Annotated in this window: 11 protein-coding genes; 6 read left to right on the forward strand and 5 right to left on the reverse strand. The window is 36.9% G+C overall.

Translation table 11 applies throughout. The features are described from left to right. Positions 1-43 precede the first annotated feature (43 nt). The 4 genes from R2S10_RS18930 to R2S10_RS18945 are packed head-to-tail and all read right to left on the reverse strand — an operon-like array spanning position 44 to position 6,807. Positions 44-1,300, reverse strand: a complete 1,257-nt coding sequence (locus tag R2S10_RS18930) for a TlpA family protein disulfide reductase (protein ID WP_316841978.1) — start codon at positions 1,298-1,300, stop codon at positions 44-46. Then, a complete protein-coding gene (locus tag R2S10_RS18935) occupies positions 1,300-2,118 on the reverse strand; it encodes a hypothetical protein (RefSeq protein WP_316841979.1) in 819 nt (272 codons plus the stop codon). The genes R2S10_RS18930 and R2S10_RS18935 overlap by 1 nt, the downstream gene beginning before the upstream one ends. Positions 2,119-2,126: 8 nt before the next feature. Beyond that, the gene (locus R2S10_RS18940; protein ID WP_316841980.1) at positions 2,127-3,509 is read right to left on the reverse strand and encodes a RagB/SusD family nutrient uptake outer membrane protein; all 1,383 of its coding nucleotides are present in this window, start codon (positions 3,507-3,509) and stop codon (positions 2,127-2,129) included. Between the two features lie 34 nt (positions 3,510-3,543). Continuing rightward, positions 3,544-6,807, reverse strand: a complete 3,264-nt coding sequence (locus R2S10_RS18945; RefSeq protein WP_316841981.1) for a SusC/RagA family TonB-linked outer membrane protein — start codon at positions 6,805-6,807, stop codon at positions 3,544-3,546. A 446-nt stretch (positions 6,808-7,253) separates the two neighbouring features. Here R2S10_RS18945 and R2S10_RS18950 point away from each other — a divergent pair, with 446 nt between their 5' ends. Next, positions 7,254-7,751: a hypothetical protein gene (locus R2S10_RS18950; RefSeq protein WP_316841982.1), complete on the forward strand. Its 498-nt coding sequence runs from the start codon at positions 7,254-7,256 to the stop codon at positions 7,749-7,751. A 255-nt stretch (positions 7,752-8,006) separates the two neighbouring features. Continuing rightward, positions 8,007-9,647 (forward strand): GIY-YIG nuclease family protein, encoded by a 1,641-nt coding sequence (locus R2S10_RS18955; RefSeq protein ID WP_316841983.1) that lies wholly within the window; start codon positions 8,007-8,009, stop codon positions 9,645-9,647. A 96-nt stretch (positions 9,648-9,743) separates the two neighbouring features. Here R2S10_RS18955 and R2S10_RS18960 read toward each other — a convergent pair whose 3' ends face one another. Next, positions 9,744-14,525, reverse strand: coding sequence for a DUF3883 domain-containing protein (locus R2S10_RS18960; protein ID WP_316841984.1), 4,782 nt, complete (start codon positions 14,523-14,525; stop codon positions 9,744-9,746). Between the two features lie 879 nt (positions 14,526-15,404). Between R2S10_RS18960 and R2S10_RS18965 the strand changes: the two genes are divergently transcribed. The 4 genes from R2S10_RS18965 to R2S10_RS18980 all read left to right on the forward strand — a co-directional run bounded on the left by R2S10_RS18965 (position 15,405) and on the right by R2S10_RS18980 (position 19,039). Further along, complete coding sequence (locus tag R2S10_RS18965; RefSeq protein ID WP_316841985.1) at positions 15,405-15,908, forward strand: very short patch repair endonuclease; 504 nt, start codon at positions 15,405-15,407, stop codon at positions 15,906-15,908. Positions 15,909-16,000: 92 nt separating this feature from the next. Further along, complete coding sequence (gene dcm / locus R2S10_RS18970; protein ID WP_316841986.1) at positions 16,001-17,248, forward strand: DNA (cytosine-5-)-methyltransferase; 1,248 nt, start codon at positions 16,001-16,003, stop codon at positions 17,246-17,248. 132 nt (positions 17,249-17,380) lie between these two features. After that, positions 17,381-18,103 carry a PmeII family type II restriction endonuclease gene (locus tag R2S10_RS18975; RefSeq protein ID WP_316841987.1) on the forward strand — a complete coding sequence of 241 codons (723 nt, stop codon included), beginning with the start codon at positions 17,381-17,383 and terminating at the stop codon, positions 18,101-18,103. A gap of 171 nt (positions 18,104-18,274) precedes the next feature. After that, positions 18,275-19,039: an Eco47II family restriction endonuclease gene (locus R2S10_RS18980; protein WP_316841988.1), complete on the forward strand. Its 765-nt coding sequence runs from the start codon at positions 18,275-18,277 to the stop codon at positions 19,037-19,039. Positions 19,040-19,320: the final 281 nt, after the last annotated feature.

Here is a 19,320-nt window from a genome sequence, read left to right on the forward strand (position 1 = left end):
CCAGAACAGGGGCGCAAAAATGCGCCCCTGTATTTTCTTTAGCTTAATCCAGTTCGGTTAACACGAAAGTATCTACCTCACGTTCTTCTTCCAGGAGATCAAATCCTTTTTGCCGCAGTAACGATTTCAGCTCTGCTACGGTAGTCCAATTCCCCAAATAGATTTCACCTTTAAACCCAGTCTCATCAACAACGGGAGGATACTTCCTTTCGATATTTATAGACATCACAATCCGGAATATGCTTGTCGCCACATCCGTTTTATGCATTTGTTTAGGATTCAGTTCTCCTTTTTGAACCAACACCAAACAAGGCATCTTTCTACGTTCTACCCTCCCCCTTAACCTCAGCAAACGGTCCAAATCCTCCACCATTCTTTTCCCTTGCGCTGCTTCTGTTAATGAATCTGGCAGTACTGTCTCATAGCACAAGGCATTCTTTCTTGTCCATTCTTCCTGAAAACCATCCCTTGAATTGTAAAAATATGTCGACTTATCTTTGCCTTCTAATATCACATGTTCCGGAATAGTAGAAAATGGAGCCATTTTTATTTTTGACATTGCCTGATGGTACAGCTGAACAATCGGAAAATTAATCATGTAATTTCTTACTGTCCTCTTCAAAGTATCTTTAGTATGTCCCGCTTTCCATAACGCCCCATCTTTATACCCTGTAATGGCTGAATACTCTATAAAATCGGAACCTAGATATCTAGACACATTGGTATCAATATGCATCAAAGGCAGATTATAATCATATCCAGCAATTTCATTTTTAATCGGCCAATTGATCAGTTTCTCCTCCAAAACGTCTTTAATATTATCCTCAGTTACATAAGGAGAACCCGTAATGGCCACCACTTTACCTTTGTAAATCCAAACCTCATGTGAAATGGTCAAATGTTTAAAGTAGGATTTAAGAACTTGATCCTCCACTACTGAGGGAAGCTTTAGATTTTTCACATACTTATTGGTTTTAAAGAATTTGGCAACCAAATCTTTATCCTGCCAGCTTACCGGGAGAATTGTAATCTTGTCGCCAAATTGCCTTTGTAAACTATCCATTCGTTGCAAAGCCTCAATACAACTGGAGCAATTGGTATCCCAGAAATCCAAGATCAATAGGGAGTTTTTAAAATCAGAGATCCTAGCTTTTCCTGTTTTGAAATTTATAATTTCCGCAATCAGAAGATCCGGAACGGCATCTCCAACAGTAAGTCCTTTAGGAGCTTTTGGGTTCTGCGCAAGCACAGCCAGTTGGACAAACATTAAACAAAGTACAAACACATTTATCTTCTTCATTATTTCTTATTTTCAGTAATCACAAAAACTTTTAATTCTCTCACGGCTTCTTTCAAATCCAAGCCATAAGGCTGCAAAGCAAGCCTGAGCTGCTTAATATCTGTAAATGAGTTTACCGGAATTGCTAAATCAACCATTCCCTTATACTGGGTTTCATCCACAACCTGTGGGTTTTCAGGATAGGCATTCAGCTGTTCCACAAGCCGGCGAATTGGAACATTGTAAAAATGTTTGACTTCAGAATCGACCAGCACCTTTGACTCAGCTCCCTTGGTCTTAATTCTATCTTTGCTGTCAGTTCTAACCAAAACAAGACACTTTACCGGGTATTTATCTATCCGCTTACAGCTTACGCCCAACCTTACAGGCACATCGTCCTTCATCAATTGATACCAACAATCCCAGTCTGCTCTCTTTTTCTCAGCAGTATGATGATACATACTTCCCGGAGTAATGAGTTCATAGCAATACAAATTCTTGCGATACATAGCAGGATCTTTAACATTCAAAATCACTTGATTGGGACGGATAAAAAATTCTGAATAGGCATTCAGGCAAAGCTGCATTCTTGAATAGTTCAACATGTAAAAACGATGGGTTTTACTGACGCTATCCTCCGATGATCCTATCCTTGGGTCAACTCCTGCTCTGTATCCCGATATTACAGAATACCGAAGGTAATCGCCTTTATTCTCTGCTTGTTCCGGATCAAGCTTAAACAATGGGGTTTTATAATTGAGGGTGTTTACGGTCTGAGCCGCCACACTAAAGTACATCAGGCAAAGCAAGGCCATCAGACAAAATTTAATTGTTCTCATCAGCTTATCTAGGGTCTAGGGTTTTGAATCATGTTGGTAGACTGCATCACCAGTTCTGGGATCAACAGTGTATATCTTGGATCATTTGCTGGTAATGAATAGGTTTGCTCTACTCCTTCGATGGTTAGCTTACGGGCAATGGATATTGCAAAACGCGGATCTGAATTCAGTCTCCTTAAATCCGTAAGACGCAAACCTCTAAACACCAATTCCTTTCTGCGTTCTTGTAGCACCTGTTTTAAAGCATCCAGCGCATTTAACGCAACGAAAGGAATGTAGGTAATATTCTTATCCCATCGGTTGCGCATAAGGGTGTTCAAGTCCCGCATAGCGCCTGCTACATCTTCTGCCCTGGCATTACATTCTGCCCGAATGAGATAAATTTCCGCAGTTGTCAATCCATTAAATAAAATCCCATTGGCCTTACCATCATAATTCCCTTTAAATGAATAAGAGTTGTCGGTATTCAGCTTAAAAAAAGCTTTCTTCCTCAAGTCAGGACTGACATAGGAAAGCATTAAATCTGGATCTACTTTACAGATGCTAATGGCCAAGGGAGTTGCAGTTAAAGCCACAGAATGAAAAATAACTTCTTCATTAAACTGCTTCATTGGTGCTGCGGAGTTTAAGTTTAAGTCATTGTAATTGATCAATGCATTTTTGAGCTTCAAACATTCATCTGCCATGGCCCCTGCTTTCCCATAATCTTCCATGGTCAGATAAGTACGTGCAAGGGCAGCGTAAGCTGCTGCCTTACTTGGCCTTACTGGCAAAATTTGATTTGTAGGCAACAATTCCAGGGATTCCTTTAAATCTTCAATGATCTGACTATAAGTTTGTTGCAGGGTTCCTCTCTCTGATTGAAAAGCAAGGTCCGGAGTTAATCGAATAGGGATTCCTGGAAGTCGATTGGCAGTTTCTGCCTTGTAGGGCTGTGCAAATAAAACTGCTACCTGATAAAAAGCATAAGCCCTATAGAACAAAGCTGCACCTTTTATTTCGTTCCATTCCTTCTGTTGGCCTTGCCCCTTAGGCAATTTATCCAATGTCTCCAGAATTAAATTGGCATTGTAGATCACCTTGTAAGGATTTAACCATTGAGAGATGAAATGCTCTCCCATAGGGCTCCATATATAGGTATCTCTATCTTTTACATCTCTTAAGGCCAGCCAGGCAGAACCTAGGAGATAGTAATTATCAGCCGAAACCTCTCCATCAAAAGGAAAGCTGGCATTCATGGTACGATAATCATCCAGTAAGGCCTGACAATCTTTTAGTGAGCTTAGGATCACCTGTTTTTTATCAGGTTTAGCATCCAAAAACTTCTGACAGGATGTAAATGACAAACAGCAGAAAAATTGCAAAACGATAAATATTTTTTTAGTCTTCATGAGTGTATATTTTTGATTAGACATAAGATTCTGTTTAGAAATTTGCGGTGAGCCCGAACACCATTGTGCGTGATGGAGGGATGTTATTTCCCGTTCCATAATCAGGATCTAATCCCACCTTATTTGCCTTCCAAAGGATGCCGACATTGTATACATTAGCAAAGAGCTTTAGCTCTTTTAGAAAAAGCTGCTGTTTTGGAAAGGTATAACTCAAGTTAACATCATCCAGGCGTATGTTATCTCCCTTTTCGATTAATGCTGAGGACAGAGCATAGAACTGATCTTTATAATACTGTACAGGATCTCCATAAATCATGGAAGGCACAGTAGTTCTTTTCTCATCTCCAGGTTGCTGCCATCTATTTGCAAAATCAGCATGTCCAAAACTCGAATCAAATAAATAACCGTAGTTAATTCCCTCCCTCCTGAAGAAGTAATCAAACCTATAGCTTATTTTCATGGACAATGAAAATCCCTTCCATGAAAAATCATTGCGAACAGCTCCAAAATAACGAGGACGTGTTGAACCAAAATACTTGATATCGGAAATCGGCGCATTTGCCCGCAGTATGTCGACATAAGCTTTACTCGGTTCACCATTTAAATAACCCATTGGATCACCGTTAGTAGGATCAAGCCCTGCAAAGGGATAGGCATACAATGCATAATAGTCCATACCAACTACTGCATTTGCTCTGCCTCCATTACGGACATAATTTCCCACATCACTATTCTTTAAAAAGTATTTGGCAACTATAGACTTGTTATAGCTGAACAGCAGGTTTGTAGTCCATTGAAAATCACCTACAGGAAGATTTATGGTGTTCAACTGGACATCTACACCTTGCCCATGAATCTCGGCACTATTGTGTAACAAACTCTGAAAGCCCGTACTCGGATCAACAGGTGCAGCGGCAATTAAATCCTTAGAACGCTTGTTATAATACTCCACACTGCCGGTTATCCTGTTATTCCTAAACGAATAATCCAGCCCCAGATTAAACATGCCTATTTTCTCCCACCTCAGTTGAGAATTCGGTGGATTGTTACTCAGCGCATATGGATAATTTGTTGGCGTACTTCCCGGCAGATAACTCACCGTTGCATAGGCTGGAACTGACTCCTCGGCCCTACCGCTATGGCCATAGGTCATTCTGAGTCTTAGATAAGGCAATAATTCAGAATTATAAAACCCTTCCTTAGAAATTACCCATGAAGTACCAGCCGACCACAGCGGTGTACCCCTTTTATTACTGGCCACACCGAAAAGGTTCGCTTGATCCTTACGTGCACTTAAAGAAACAATGTACTTGTCGTGATAAGTGTAGGAGGCATTCGCAAATAGCGATACAAAGCGATATAGATTATCGTTAAATGCTGATTGGTCTACATTTTTAATAGTTGCAGCCCCATACTCTCTATTTATAAGCGGGAATACCGTTACAAAATCAACATTCTGAAAGGTCAGGGTATTCGGATCATAACCATATAATCTACTCCCGCTTATAATTGAATGAGTTTCTCTAATTTCTGTTCCTGTAAGAACAGCAAGCTGGTGTTTATCATTCCAGGTTTTATTCAGGTTGATCAGGCCCCGAAGCGTATGGGCATTAAATTCATGATTGCTCCTGGTCAAAATGTCCCCTAAAGGCATAGGTCTTAAGGTGATTCCCTGCTTGTTAAATTGAGTAAACGCGTTCACCTGATTGCGAACGTAAAATGAATTTCGTCCATACAGGTCATTGTTTTCCCCATTCGTTTTCTCGTATTGATATTTAAGATCTGCAGTAAGTATCGGGCTTATGGTATATCTGGCTCCAAAATTTAAAAGAATATCCTGTGAACTTCCAATATTAGAATTCATCTTCATATCCTCCAGAGGACGGTATTTCCAATCCAACAACCGTCCATAACCTACGGTATCTGTATATCCACCTCTAAAGTTTTTATCAAATGGCAAAGGATTTCCCTGATCATCCGCTAGCATGGCATAGGGAACTATTCCTCTTTCAGATCCTAAATCTACATTCCCGTATTGAACAGAAGCTGCTGTACTTTGTATCCGATCGTTATTTTTTATGTAAAAAACACCGGTCTCTAGTTCTAAATTCTTTAGTGGTTTAATGGTAGAATTAAAACGAACAGTGATTCGGTTATAATCGTTGGTCCGAAGACTTTCCAGGTTCTTATCGTAACCTAATGAAAGTGAATAATTAGACTTTGCATCACCCCATAGGGCATTCAACGCATATTGCTGATTGATACCTTTCCTATATAAATATTTTAGAAAATCATCACGGACATCATTATTCCGCAATGCATCTATTTGTAATTTAGCCTGATCAAGGTTTAGTGAACCACCTGGCCGCGTCTTTGCAAGAAGCTCTATAACAGGAGTCAATACAGAAAATGGGCTCTTAGGATCGAGCTTACTATCGTAGTGGCCTTTATTAAACAGCATTATTTCTACATCAATTAAATCCGAGCTGTTCATTGTTTTTAAATAATGGAGATCAGGTTTATCCATTACTGTTACATTACTATTCAGGCTCAGACGTAAGGATTGATTCAGTTTTCCCTTTTTTGTCGTAATCACAATAACACCATTACCCGCACGTGTCCCCCATATAGAAGCTGCAGCTGCATCTTTTAAGATCGTGATGCTCTCCACATCATTTGGATTAAGGTTGTTGGGATCTCCTTCATAAGGAAAATTATCCACCACAATTAAGGGCTTAGTGCCCCTGAACCCACTGATTCCCCTAATTCGCATTCCGGCATAAGGGCTTTTTACTAAACCCGAGTTATTTTTATCAAATAAGATGCCCGTGGTTATCCCATCCAATCTGGAAAACACATCAGTTCCAGTAGTGCGATTGAACAGTTTATTATCAATGACTTCAAAGGAGCCTGTCGCCCTTTCCCGCGGCAAGGTTTGGTAACCTGTGCTGACAGTAACTTCCTTAAGTTGCCTGGAATCAGCTTTCAGAAAAATACGTATTGATTTAGTTTCATTATTTACTGTGACTTCCTTACTGATATAGCCAATATGACTAATTTGTAAGACCGTGTTTTCGGGAACATCAATGATAAAGTCTCCATCAGTGTTTGAACTTACTACACGTGCAGTTCCCTTCAGCTTTATGGAGACCCCAGGTATCCCCAGCCCTCCCTCATCAACAACCTTCCCTTTTACTGGAACATTCCGTTGGGAAGTTGTGGTCTTCGTTACTTGCGCATTCAGGTTAAAATTTAGGCAAAGCGCGGCCATTACGATTATTTGTATCGTTTTTTTCATATAGTTTTAAGATTTATTGGTTAGTATTCTGAGATTATTGTGCTATTAATTGCATAACATCGATAGAAAATCAGTAGAAGTTATACAAGTAATTTTGGCTCAATATCAAATCACTCAGGTGGACAAATAATTAATTCGAAAAGGGATATTGGATACGAGTTCATGGTTCAGTACTTTATTTATTTAAAAATGACCGTTAATTAATTTATTGCTCGCAATTTTCAAGAGTCTTTAGACCTTCTTATTCAGTTATCCTATGAGAATTCATCAACAATGACTCTTCAATTAACATTTTAACAAAACAGGTTAACTTAAGTTAAACCATTTTTCATATACGAATATATCTGTTTTATTTCTTTTATAAAACAAAAACATTAAACAAAAGAAACAAAAGCAGAGATAATTGGCTCTAGAGTGTTTTAAGGCTATTTTTATTAAAAAAGCTATTGAAAAAATCAGCAGACCAAAATGAATTAGGTGCCTATCTTGCAAATCAATCTCTAAAGAGCACAGATATCTGTAAAATCACAGGATTAAGAGCACCTGATCTAAGTAAACTATCAAGTGGAATTACATCAAGATTACCAGCGGATACCTTTTACCGTATACATAGAGCTATTAATTCAGATATTGTTGATATGCTTACAAAAGTCTTCCCAAAGACAAAACTAAATCCTGATTGGCAGAAAAGGTTGAAAAACAAAAAACTTGAAAATACCTCAACAGATTTAGGATTTCTTCTATTAAACGAAGAAAATAGTAGAGCAATAATCTCAGCAAAAACAGGAATTACAGTAGAACGGTTACGTGATCTCTCTAATAAGATCAGCTCAGAACTACTTGCTGAAGAATTGTATCTTATTGAATTGGCTTACAACAAAACCCCAGGTGAATTTTTCACTAAACTCTATAAAGATTTAAGGTTGAATACTCTTGATGAGTAAAAAACCATAAAATTAAGCCTCACAGCAAATATCACTACTTTAGAATTTCGCAAATCTTACAATTACTTGTGAGATTCCAAGACAAAAAAATGTCTTCTATGATTAAAAAAAACTTCAGAGTTTTTCAACATAAAATACGATCAGGCTTTGGAAAATAATTCCGCAACAGAATGGATAAACAATAGAAATCAACTTAAGAATATTCCCAACATGCTTTCAGAAAAGATCTACTAAGTCAAATAAATTATCAGGTAAATGAAAGAACATAGAAAAAGAAGGATAGAAATTGCACAGGGTATTATTCCAGAAAAGGGAACTCCTGAGTATGAAAAAATGATAAGTTCTCATAAAATGATGAATGAGATCAATCCTACTATAAAGAAAGTAATTCAGGAAAAGTATGAAAAAGCTTCTAAAACCGGATATGTTCAAAATAATAATGGCATTGGATTGAGCATGGACAAGGAAATAAGACATTACTTGCGTGAATTCAATGGACGCCTCGTCAAATTTGGACTTAGATCAATGCCAATGATGTTCAATCTTATAGAAGCTTTTTTTACATACGACAAGTCTATAATGTACTTTGAGCTTCTAGAAGAAGAAGACTATCTTCTATCTTTGGCCGATTTTTTCAAACATTATACCTCGGAGGCGTTTGATATCGAAACAGAATCGATATTGGATAATTTAGAAGAAGATATAATCTTTAATTATAATATTGGGGCAGATATAAAAGAAACAACATTTAAGTCTGAAGATGGAAAAGAATTTGTAATTGGTGGAGTGTCAATAGTTCGACATGTTAATGAAGTAACTGTATTATTTTTAGCAGGTGAAGTCATTGATACGGAAAAAATCACAGAATCCCTTGAAGAAATACCTCCTTCTAATGTCCCAGGTAAAATTGGTATTGATCCCGATAAAAATGTAAAGTTAGAGGCTGTACAGCTAAATAACAATCCAAACCTATGGAAAACTTTCGTTGGCTGTAGGTTTGATCTTGTTCAAAAAGTAATTGATGGAAAATATGTTGCAAAGGATATCGGAAAGGCATTTAAGGTGATGACTGATGAGCTAGATGCTTTTATCAATCAAACAGGTGAATTCAAAGACGCTAATCATGAAGAGTTATTCAAAGAACAAATTAAAGGTCTTGATAGTTATCAGCCTATCTTTGAGTTAGCCAAAGCGGTATTATTTTTACCTACCTATTATAACACCTTTGAAGATAAAATAATATGTGAGGAGCACGATACCAAGTATAAAGAAAGCGTAAATACACCTTTAAAGAGAAGAGAGCTAAAAAATGTAGAAAATAGATTCAAAATATTTACCAAAACTCTTTGGGTTTTGAACCAAAATGGCAAATTCTCTCCAAATAGGCTTGTGATTAGGGATGATAAATTTAAGGTAGAAAAATCAGGATTTTGGAAGAAACTAAATGTAGACGAAATCGGTGAGAACAAAAATGGAGAACAGATTACTGGAAAAACATGGGTTAATAGAAAAGAAACTTACTTTGAAGCAAAAACTGATGATTTAATTATCTCAGATAAAACCAAAAAAGAATATGATGGGCAAAATTCTGGTTATATCTATATGATGCGGAACGCTTATCTTCCTAAAAACACCTTCAAGATTGGTTTAACTACTAACTCACCGGATGAAAGGGCAAAACAACTTTCAAAAACAAGCATCCCTGACCAATACATGGTTATGAATGAATGGAATGTAGCAGATTGTAGAAAAGCAGAAAAAGAAATCCACCAGATACTAGACAACTACAGGGATGATCCTAGAAGAGAATTTTTTACTGCCGAATCCAAAATTATATTTGCTGCCATTCAGAAAGTTGTTGATAACATTAATAAGGATTTCAATTCTGCAAATTAAAAAGAGGGTGTAAAATAAACTGTCGACTTGTTAATTATTAACTTAGAGACGCAGTTTATTTTACATACCCTTTTACACCCTCTAAACCTCATAAAATCAAGCTTCCCATTTAAATTTAATGATAAAATTATCATTCAAGACATTCATCTTTTTATTGGATAACAATGATTCTTCCTTCTTGAATCTGAATGGAGATCTGATGTACCTAAAAACGGGTATTTCTTCCAACGGATTCTCTACGATCAAAAGGTCGTATTTGTCAGGGTATTCCATTGCCTTAGCCATTTCATTTGCAGTCATCTTGAAACCATCCCGTATATTGGCCACCCCTTTCACTTCAATGTACCTGACTTTTCCATTTTCTTCCAACTCAATATCATAACCTTTTCCAGCCTCGCTTGTATAGGCATTGATTGCTCTGAAAGCATTTTCTGAGACCCACTCTACCTTTTCGTCTGTGTATTTTTGGATGAGTTGATTATAGGCGAAAAACTCCGTAATAAAGCCAATCAGTTCCTCATTGCCCGTATTGAATCTGACGCTTCTCTTACCTCTAGAATTACCACTACCTTTATTTCCTTTACCTGGTAATTCAGTTTTTAAGATGTGACTAATCTGAATCTCAAATTTACTGAAATCTGTAGTTTGTGCTAGCTGCTCCGCCAAGGATTGATAGTCGGAAAAAGTAAATATGTTACCCTTGATCTTAATTTGTTTCCCCCCTTTCATCTCAACAGAGGCATTGGCTTCTTTTTGATTGAACTTTTCAATGAGCCTCTTTATTTCGACAGTCTCGTAAAAAAGCACCATAGCCAGAAGTTCTTCGCTTTCCAATAACAATTCTGGTATCCTCACATTCTCAGTACCTAGCAGTTGAATGTGCTCTTTGATGATATCATTGCATGAAAACAACGATCCTTGGTCGTTTAACTCAATTTGATGGTGTTTTTTGACCTGTGCTTTAAAGTACTTCATCATATCAATTTGGTATCTATCTGACGTAATAAATCTGCCATTGTCATATTTCTTAACGATACTGAAATATTTTTTTTTAACTTCTAATTTTCCTGTGTCCAAACAGGACTCATACAGAGCCTGCATGAACACAGGTTTATAAGTAGTCTTAAGATCTTCGTATCTATTTTTGAAGAGTAAAATAAAATCTAAACCAGTAAAGTGACGGGAGAAAGTTGTAAAGTCCAATTTAAACTGTTGGAACAGGTCATAAAATATCTGTTGGTTGGTTAGATCAGATAAACTGGAATAGGTTTCTATATTAACCAGCACTTCTAACAGAGGTTTCTCCAGTTTCAATTTACTACTCAGGAATTGACTTAACTTGGCTTCATTGCTGATTTCCGATTTTATATGCTTCACCGAAGCAAGCGCGAACGCCCGCCAAAAAGATAAGCGTATGTCGTCTACAATATTCAGTTCATATTTGGCGGCTATGATGATATCGTTATTCTCTAACTGTATTTCTTTTAATAAGAGTTCCTCGCGGTTGATTTCCCTAGTAGAGTATAATTCCCTGATGAATGACCTATACTCCTCCGTATTTATCACAGACGTAAAAATTTCAGCGACCGCATCGCCCATAGCGATACTGTATCTGAGTTCATCTAGATCATCCATTCCAGCAGGGATTAGTAAATAATATTTCCCTTTTTTGTTGACAAACTCAAAGGGTTCTAGAACAAAGTCCTCTTTGTTCCCAGCGTGGATAAAATCCGCAGATATCCGTTCGACCAAATGTATCTTTGTTCGTTTAATCCTATTTTTGATATCTCCTGTGCTGTCAACATTCATCCGGAGCGCATAGATCAATGCCTTAAACCTAACGATCTCTTCTTCGAACTTTGGGTTTAAGTGATGGTATTCCAGTTCCCCAAAAATATTGAACGAAATGTTCTGCAGTGGCTGTACGCCAAACATCTTCCTTACCTTTTGAGCCCCCCTCTTTTTGTCAACCGCGATAAGTGCGAACCTTTTTAAAATATTATTGCCGAAATTTTTCGTGTTGATATAATAAGATTCATTGACCTTGAAATAGTCCATTTCATTGCCTTTATTACAAAGTACCTTGCCGTCTTCTAAGAATTTCAAATAGGCGGGGTGCTGGATATCTATTTTAGACTCATTATAGTTACTGGTAATTTCCCTATAAATAGTGGAACCAACCGTTCGTTTCGTATCGGCCTTTTCCAGAGAAGCGAGCATATCATATAACGTGTTCGTTGAAAAAGAACTGATATCCTTGTGAACACCGATGAGTACTAGGTAGTTTTCAAGTATATCTTGGGAAACATTGATCCTTTCAGCTATTTTCTCTAGGTCAATCTTTGGTTTTTCTACATAAGGGCTGTAGTCTTTGGTGATGGTCTTAGATAAACAACATTTATCAGGTGCCCCCTTTTGCACCACAGAATCTACAGGTAACCATGGCGTTGTAGAAACCACCCATCTGGTGAAAGATCGCATTTTGGCCATAGAAAATTCTCTTTGGTAAACCTTTGATTTTATGGTCAACTTCGTAACAGATGAAGGGTAGATCTCTTGATTGCTCTCTAAAGTTGAACGCAGATCCATCGAACTATTAATCCATTTGAAAATATATTCTGGGCGCGACCTAAGCAGGATTATTTCGATTTCGTCGTATTCCGCTACCTGAATCTCATCAACGGATATCAATTCAGAGGCCAGATGATTATAATCCTTGTACCTTTCGTGATAAGGATCTAGAGGATTGCGGTAATCATAACCTCTTAATATGTGTTCTTTATAACCGGCATAATGAGGGTTGGTGGCAGTTATCTCTTTTTTGTAACAACGTGGTAAAAATGCTACACCTAACCATTTAAAATAAGCAGTTACCAAGTGGCTATCTTCACCCTCTAATCCGAAATCGGTGTAAGATGCCAATATTTTATTCTTATCATAACTGTATAAATGTTCGGCAAGGTCATTGCCATGATACTTTCCAAAATATAATGATTTGACAGAAATAATCTTATTCTTTTGACTGATAGCATTCACATGCAATTGCGTATTGATTTGTTCGGGGATACCTTTCTCCTGTTCCAATTTAAACAATTGATACAGGTAGTGATGGCCTTCCAAGACCATATCCATATTATCAGCATTTGCATAATGCGTAATAACAGTTAGTACGATATCTCGAAATGAATAAACTTTGACACCCAACCATCGCAAATGACTCAACAGCAAGCTATAGTTGTCGTCACCATACCTCTTTAACAACTCAGCATACAAAGTGTTACTGATGAAACTGATATTGATCGATCTTGGCAGATCAAATGTACTACCTTGTTCGTTTTGCACAAAGATTTGATCATCGCCAGAAATATGTTCGTTTTTAGAATTTATCAATAATGGTGAATATTTCCCTTTATCAAAGTCCTTGCTTTTTAAATCCTTTGCATAAATAGGTTCAGTAAAGAGAAAATGGAGTAGTTGAGCAGCCTTTTCCGCGTTAAGTGTTTTTACCCTAGCTGATATGATCTCACATATTTTCGATAGCGAATATTCAAAACTTTCAAGCGCGTTTAAAAGATCGATCACTCCCTGGTCAACACTGGTAATTAATAAATCGGAAACATCAGGCCCATTTATAATATCTGCCACTTGTGATTTATAAAAAACCGGTTCTCTTTCATGCTTGATATATTTTCCGTTAACATTTGGGAATAATGCCTTGCTTTTTATGTTGGCAAAAAGTAATTCTTTAAAGCCTAAGGCCTGTAACCTAGGGTCAATCGCTTCGAAGTCAATATCTAATAGCATCAGCGGCTCGTAGGATACTAGCTCACTTTTATTGGCAATAACAATCGCTGTATCAACTAACAGATCAGCTAGCACTCCGATCAAAAACTTATTATGGCCAGCCGTGTCGTTGGTGATAGAATTCCTGTCTGCTGTAAGTTCAAACGTCCCATGTAAGATTGCAGGGAATGGAAACTTGACTTGTGTTTCAAAATAGCTATAAAGCAGATTACTCTGATCATCCAGCTGATCATTCCAGGCGATAGCTAATTCGTAGTTTTTCTTTTTATGCGTGCCAGTGACCTTATTGAGATACCATGTCTTTACTGTTTTCACACCTGATAAGAGATTTGTTTTTTCCACCAGAATCTGGTTCTCCTTAATTTTCCGACTATACAGGATATGTTGCTTGGGACTTTTAATTTCTAACTCATCGAGATTCTTTAGAAATAACATGGTCTCCATAGAAATCATGTTTTCCATCTGGTCAATGACTTCGTTTTCTGTTTCCTGTTCTTTTAGTTCTATGATGATGCTAGTATCATAATCGTATGTCGTTTTTTCCTTTTCAACAATTTCTGGAATCCGCAATATGGCGATCGGATACTTTTCCTCTGATTGCAGCTTTAGAAATTCGTAAATCGATGGATAATTTTTAATTAAATCTTTTAAAAAAGATTCTGCGCGCTGTTGGGAAAAACCTATATGATATTGACCACTTTGAATCAAAATACTCTTTGCCCAGCTCAATATTGATCGGAAGCCAAGACCTTTTTGTCCGATCATATCCTTTTTCATGGGTTTGTAACTACGGTGGATATACATAAGTGAAGTAAACCCTTCTTTATCGAAAGGCTCCCCATTATTAGATATCCGGAGTACACCATCTTGAAGGAACAACGCGGCTTTTTTCTTCTCTGCTGAGGATGAGGCATCATCTGCATTTTGCAACATCTCTAGCAATTGCCGCCCATTATAAGCTTCAATGTTTTGCCTTTCCGCACCGTAATGTTCCAAGATATAATTGGGCGAAATACTATAATCAGACACTCTATGGGTAAGTTCACTTTCGATAAAAGAATTCAAGTCGTTCATTAAATCAGGCTCGAGTTTAAGGTAATCTAATTTTACAATTAAATATCGAGTAATTTTAGAAAAGTTTAAGATAAGTTCTTATAGTTCGAGCTTTTCATTTTCCATTTAAAAAACTGACTTCTAACAAATACCTTAAAAGAATTTTAAATTATATAAGGAACCTCCTCTAAGATCTCAGGAACGTCAGAGTTTACTTTGGTGCTACTTAAAGCTGATGATACGGTATAAGCCAACATATCTTCATCTCCCTGTGGCTACAATCATCGACAAATGAATGTCCAAACGCACTAGAAAGTCTCATTCCTATAAAACTACATTGGTTGTTATAGACTCTTGGCACGAACTTTTTAAAGAGTTCATTACGTACAAAGACATCTTCTTCAGTATGAGTGCTAATATGTCTTGTTCTTTGCCTCTTATGGAACTGTTCCCAATTCCTTTCATTTCTGAATTTCAATAATTAATTTTCTAAATATTTCCAGCTATCCATTCTAAAATATTATTTTGTGAAAATTAAGAAAATTTTATGAAGAAGTATGAAAAACCAATGAATAAATCCCCTTATAATGAAACTCACCAGGACAAATAAATTTTGACGATAAAAATCAAAGAGTTGAGCACCAAAAGTCAAAAGAATGCCAAAGACAACTGACGCAGATCACTATCTTAAAAAACATCCAAATCTTATAAAGAAACTTTCTCTACCGTAATCTGATAAATTATAGATAAGTGACATTACTTATACCCAAACACTACAACGCCTTAGCTATTTACTCTGAACATATTGAACCACGAAATGAAGCTGGTACAAGTGTCACAAGCTATTAAAAGAAGAAGTGCTTTTAAAAACTAATCTGTTTAAAATCTCGTTATTAAATTATGGTTAGCAAAAATTACCCAAACGTTGAAAACCCAATCAAAGTACCCCGCTTTGAGGAGGCTTCTGGTTTTTACACCACTAGCCAACGTAGCAAATTAATGTCTAAAATCCGAGGTAAAAACACTAAGGCTGAAGTACTTTTGAGAAAAGCTTTATGGGCAAAGCATATTCGTTTTCGAATTCATGTAAAAAACATGCCTGGCAAGCCAGATATCGTAATCAATAAATACAGACTAGCTATATTTGTAGATGGTAGCTTTTGGCATGGTTTCCAATGGGAGCAAAAAAAACAAAGTATCAAAAGCAATACACAATTCTGGATTCCAAAAATTGAACGCAATATGCAACGCGACAAGGCCAATCAAAAACAAATTGAAAATGCGGGCTATACCGTAATGCGGTTTTGGGATCATGAAGTAACTAAAAGTCTGGAAAAGTGTGTAAACCAAGTTGTATTGTATATTGAATCAGCTAAAGTAGAACCCATCCCTGCATTGATATGAATAACAATGATTGTGGAAAACTAATTTTATTAGTATAACTATAAATCTAATTCACCTTTGTATATTTGTAACCATGTATAAGGTTGTATAATATGGTTACAGACGAAAAACTTTCATTGGAGGATGTTGCAGTGCTTTTAAGTAAAAGCAAGGAAACCATCCGCCGTTGGGATAATGTAGGGAAACTCCCCGCTTTTCGTGAACCAATGAGTAATTACCGATACTACAAAAGAAGCCAGTTAGATATTTTCGACGAAGTTAAAGCCATGAACATCCACACTACCCATCAAGAACCGCAGCCAAGCGATGAATATACTGTACTCGAATTATTTGCAGGTGCAGGAGGCTTAGCCATAGGCATGGAGCAAGCAGGCTTAAAATGCGTTGCCTTAAACGAAATCGACAAATATGCGGCCGCTACACTTAGAGAAAATCGCCCTAAATGGAATGTACTTGAAGGGGATATCAGAAACATTTCATTTAGCGAGTTCGCTCATCAAGTGGATGTTGTTACTGGAGGTTTTCCTTGTCAGGCTTTTAGCTATGCAGGTAAACGCTTCGGTTTTCAGGATGCCAGAGGAACTTTGTTTTACGAATTCGCCCGTACAGTGCAAGAAACAAAACCTAAAATTTGTATTGGTGAAAATGTAAAAGGCTTGCAAAGCCACGATGGGGGCCGTACCCTTAAAACGATGATCGCCATCCTGGATGAAATTGGCTATCGGGTAATCGATCCTAAAGTGCTCAAAGCTATTTACTACAACGTACCGCAAAAACGAGAAAGATTAATATTGGTTGGTGTACGTAAAGACCTTGATATCGACTTTAATTATCCTATCCCCAACAAAAAAGTTTTAAACTTAAGCGATGCATTAAAAAAAGGCAAGTTATTTAATTGCGATGTGCCAGAGTCACCAGGCACTAAATATCCAGCCTCCAAAAAGAAAGTATTAGATCTGGTTCCTCCAGGTGGCTACTGGAGAGACTTGCCATTGGATATCCAAAAAGAATACATGCAAAAAAGCTTCTTCTTAGGGGGGGGCAAAACAGGTATGGCTCGCCGCATTAGCTGGGATGAGCCATCACTAACTTTGACCTGTAGCCCGGCACAAAAACAAACTGAACGTTGCCATCCTGATGAAACCCGCCCATTCACTGTAAGGGAATATGCTCGCATACAAACTTTTCCTGATGAATGGAAATTTGCAGGCCCAGTATCGGCACAATACAAACAAATCGGTAACGCTGTACCTATTAACTTGGGTAAAGCAATTGGGCAAAGTATTGTTGAATTTTTAAATGAGGTGAGCAAACAAAATGAGGAATTGATAAGTGCTTAGTAAAACTTGACGATTCCCAATAACTTAAATTATTATCAGAAAATAGTTATAAAAACTCATTTTTTATTAATATCTTTAGCCAGAGTATTAAAAGAGCTCTCACCAAAAAAAGAATATTAATCTACAGAAAACATGATTGTTTTAACGGAAATCGAATTAATCAACAAAATTGTTAGCTATATAAAAACAGATATACTCGAAAACCACATTAGTGCATCTATTAAAACAAACTCAAGATTAAAAGCTTATAAAATCAACCCTATAGTTGTAAAGTATCTTTCCAAAATGTTGGAAAATGGTTATACACCTTTGGGCGTTGCCAAGGCTCTTTATTATCCAAGGGTATTAAGTACATCAATTAACACTTCTTTTGGTACACGAATTCAGAAAATGTTTGTAAAACTTGAGTTAGCCAAAGGCTCTCTACTTAAAGGAATGGATATTGAGTTTTTCGATTTAAAAGATAATGTTGATAGGTGGTGTCAGCTAAAATCAGGACCAAATACTATTAATTCTGAAGACGTGGAACCATTAATTAAAAAATTTACTGAAATTATTAATCGTGCTAGAACCAACATTGCGTTTTCGGGTATAAGTAATTCGAGTTTTATAGTTGGTGTTATTTATGGTGAAACGACTGAACTCAGTCTACATTACAAAGAGATAGATAAAATACACCCAGTTTTTGTTGGTGCAGATTTTTGGCATCGCTTAACAGGTTACGAAAATTTTTACTTTGGCCTAGTTGCAGCTTTACACACTACTATAATGAACCTGAATACAGAGAATATAATCGAACTAGGCTGTTTAAAATTAGCGTCAGAAATTGAAAAATCCTCCTTGTTCGAATTCTAAATTCTCACCCTACAATGCCCTTAATAAACACCCGTACCGGTCCTTATTAAGAGATCTTCCCGAAATTACAACCCTAATCAGTTTCTCTTCATCAGGCAGGTGTTATTTTTCAAACTGTAGTTACCGCAAAAACCAAAAGCATTTATTACTTTAGCCGCATAAATCAGCATTATGTCCAATACCTTTCTAAGTTACATTACAGATGAGCATCTTCTAAAGTGCATCGCCAACCTCCATAACTCTTATATTCGAGCAAAGAATAATGTTTCCAAAAAGGATTTCTATAAAAACAAAGTCGATACAATCAAACTCACCTTTGACACCAAGTTCAATGATATTGATGAGGAGGCACTAATCGAGTCAGAGATATTAAGACAGATTGACAAATCAATCAACAATTCTATAGGTACTTTTCATGAACAAATACTTGGTGGAATTGATGGTTTCGAGGTAGGAAATCTGAGCGGATTTGACATCAAAGCCAATGACGATACTCTTTTCGCAGATATTAAGAATAAGCACAATACGATGAATAGCAGTGCAGCTGAGGCACTTTTTCAAAAACTTGCCAAATACGCTGATACATATAAAAAATCTACTTGTTACTGGGTACAGATTTTAGCAACCGATAGTTTTGACAACAAATGGACTAGTATCATCAATGGTAAAGAGTATAGTCATAGCCGAGTGAACAAAATTTCGGGAGACCAATTTTACAAACTAATAAGTGGTGAACCTACCGCCTTTTCGGATCTATACAGGGTATTGCCAAAAGCGACAGATGCCTATCTGGCAACCATACCTAGAGCAGCGGAAATTGCTCAAAACTCTGCTCTTGTCGAGATCAATGAGGTGATCAGAGATACAGGCAGATCCATACTGGATCAAGTCACCTTTGATAATTTTGGCTACTACAATGGTTTTGATAACCTCTAGGTTTTATTTTCTACCGAGACAACTTCCTATTAGGCAGCAAACAACCAATATTATTTAAAGAAAAATAATCCACTATAGTACTGCACTCAAATTACTAATTTATTTATTTTCTACTACAATAGAAGCATCTTATACGTCTATTCAATTTTTATAGGTCTATTTTTATATACCTCAGCACAAAATGATGCAATTCAAGCTTATAAACAACTGATCAATTTTATTCCTATGGTATTGGTCACCTTAACGGAAAACATTTTCAAACATGGGAACCTGTCTGAAGC

The sequence above is a fragment of the Pedobacter gandavensis genome, assembly GCF_032678745.1.
GTDB classification, from domain to species: domain Bacteria; phylum Bacteroidota; class Bacteroidia; order Sphingobacteriales; family Sphingobacteriaceae; genus Pedobacter; species Pedobacter gandavensis_C.